This is a genomic window from Thermophilibacter sp. ZX-H3 (assembly GCF_052599055.1).
Genome location: NZ_JBQXES010000025.1, coordinates 1 through 2,868, shown reverse-complemented (window position 1 = coordinate 2,868; position 2,868 = coordinate 1). Strand labels below are relative to the sequence as shown.

General features: G+C 67.7%; 1 protein-coding gene. It reads left to right on the top strand.

Going from position 1 to position 2,868, the window contains the following annotated elements:
- The first annotated feature begins 213 nt into the window (after window positions 1-213).
- On the top strand, window positions 214-2,751 hold the full coding sequence (locus tag ACULPM_RS09970) for a glycoside hydrolase family 3 N-terminal domain-containing protein (protein ID WP_445331387.1): 2,538 nt from the start codon (window positions 214-216) through the stop codon (window positions 2,749-2,751).
- The last annotated feature ends 117 nt before the right edge of the window (window positions 2,752-2,868 follow it).

The following is a 2,868-nucleotide window of genomic DNA, read 5'->3' as shown; positions in this document are numbered from 1 at the left end:
TGGCGCGACTGGAAAAGGCGGCGGGGCCGCCCGCCATGAAAAGCATGGCAGGCGGCCCCGTCGCCTTTGCCGGGTCGCTATCGGCTCGCGCTGGGGAGAGCCCCCTGCAGACCGTGCGGCGGGATTGACCGATTGTGTGCCGGGGCGACCGAGGCGCGTTCAGCGGCATTTAATCCTTCTCAACACGGTAAGTCCCGAGAAAGGGAGGGATCAATGAGCAACGTATCGAGGAGGAGCTTCCTGGCCGCGTCCGCGGTCTCAGCCAGCCTGCTGGGCCTCGCCGGCTGCGAGGCGTCCACGACGGGCGAGACGACGGGGGAGGCGACGGGCGACGCCCTGGCCGCGCCCGCGGCCGACGCCTACCCCATCGACCCCGATGGCGAGGACGTCGAGGCCAAGTGGTCCTCCGAGGAGGTCCGCGACGGCTGGACGCGCTACACCAACCCCGATGGCGGCGCCGAGCTGGGCGTCATGGACACCGCCAAGGTTATCCAGGTGGACGGCTATGCCTTCAAGGACCTCAACGGCAACGGCAAGCTGGACCTCTACGAGGACTGGCGCCAGACTGACGAGGACCGAGCGAAGGCGCTCGCCGACGAGCTCACCGCTGAGGAGATTCTGCCCCTCATGTGGAACAACGGCTTCACGAGCACGGCGGCCCCGCTCGACGAGGACTCGGTCGAGCTGCTGAAGCAGGGCATGCGTGCCGGCGTCTCCCGCGCCCAGGCGAGCCCGGACAACTACGCCGGGGCCATCAGCTGGATCAACGCGGTGCAGGAGTGGTGCGAGGCCAACGACCCGCACGGCATCCCGTACCTCAACGACACCGACCAGTACCAGAACTTCGCCATCCCCGACAACGACGGCCTCGCGGCCTCCATGGACATGGACCTCATCCGTCGCGCCGCCACGCTGCAGGGCCGCACCTGGCGCGCCACGGGCGTGCGCTGCCTGCTCGGCCCCCAGATTGACATCGGGACCAACCCCACGTGGTGCCGCTACAACGGCTCCGTCTCCGAGGACCCGGCTCTGAACCGCGACTTTGCCAAGGCGTTCATCTCCGGCATCCAGTCCACGTGGGACGAGGACGGCAACGACCTCGGCTGGGGCTCCGACTCCATCATCGGCATGGCCAAGCACTACTGCGGCGCTGGCGCCGTCGAGGGCGGCCGCAACGACCACTCCGACCAGGGCAAGTACGACGTCTTCCCGGGCGACAACTTCAAGGCGCACCTCGTGCCGTTCATTGACGGCGCGCTCAACCTGGGCACCAAGACCGAGGCCGTCGCCTCGATCATGCCCAACTACGGCATGGCCTATGACGAGAACCTCAAGTACGGGGAGAACGTCGGCGGCGCCTACTCCGAGGTCCGCAACGGCTACCTGCGCGACACGGCCGGCTGGGACGGCATGCTCACCACTGACTGGCAGATCTCGCTCGAGAGCGAGCCGGGCGCGATGATGCCCAACCGCGTCTGGGGCGTCGAGGAGCTCTCCGCCGCCGAGCGCGAGCTCAAGATCCTCCAGGCCGGAAACGACCAGATCGGCGGCGAGTTCAGCGTCGAGACCCTCCAGGAGTCCTACGCGATGCTCGAAGAGCAGCTCGGCGCCGACGAGGCGCTCGCCCGCATCCGCGACTCTGCGCGGCGCATCTTCACATGCATGAACCATGTCGACCTCTTCGACCAGCCGTACTGCGACCGCACCGTCGCTGCGGCCATCTTCGACGACCAGGCCAGCACCGACCTCGGCGTCGAGGCGGCCGAGAAGTCCATGGTCATGCTCAAGAACAAAGGTGGCGTCATCAGCTCCGCCGGCCTCGGCGACAAGCCCAAGGTCTACATCCCGCAGGTGCTCTCCGGCGGCGGCATGTTCTCCTCGACCCCGTCGACCTTCGGTCTTGCCATCGATGAGGACGTGGCCAACGAGTACTTCGACGTGGTGACCGACACGGTCGGAGAGCCCACCGGCACGTCCGGCGGCGGCTTCCCGGGCATGCCCGCGGCCGAGGAGGAGTCGAGCGAGCCCGTCTACCAGGAGTCCGACGCCACGATGCCCCCCGACGAGGAGCTCGCCCAGTGCCAGTACGCCATCCTCATCGTGGACAGCCCGGACGGCGAGGGCGGGAGCACCACCGACGAGGCCGGAAACACCATCTGGCAGCCCGCGTCGCTCCAGTACCGCCCGTACACGGCCGATGGGGACAACGTCCGCCGCGAGTCCATCGCCGGCAACCAGGTCGAGTCCGAGGTGGGCGCCGTGTGGGACTCCACTTCCGGCGGCACCAAGGAGAACCGCAGCTACTTTGGGCAGACCCAGACGGCCGGCAACGAGTCCGACCTCGACCGCGTGATTCAGGTGCGCGAGAAGCTCCCCGAGGACGCCAAGCTCATCCTCGTCGTCGAGGCCAAGCGTGCGATGTGCTTCCACGAGATCGAGCCCTATGCGGACGTCATCTTCATGCAGTTCAAGATGGAGCAGGGCGTCAACGCCACCGCGCTCGCGAACCTCATCACCGGCAAGACCGAGCCCTCCGCCCTGCTGCCCTGCCAGCAGCCCAAGGACATGTCCGAGGTCGAGGGCCAGGACGAGGATGTCCCGCGCGACATGGCGTGCTACACGGACTCCGAGGGCAACACCTACGACTTCGCCTTCGGCCTCAACTGGTCCGGCGTCATCAGCGACGACCGCACCAAGACCTACGGCGCAGAGCCGCTCACCGAGCCCGAGACCGTAACCATCGAGGTCTAGCGAGAAGAACGCCTATTCAGACGAGGGCGCGGCATCCCTTCCGGGGTGCCGCGCCCTCCATGTTCCCAGCGCCGAGTGGCCCGTTTTTGAGGGGGGGGGGGCCACTGGGGGTGTCCT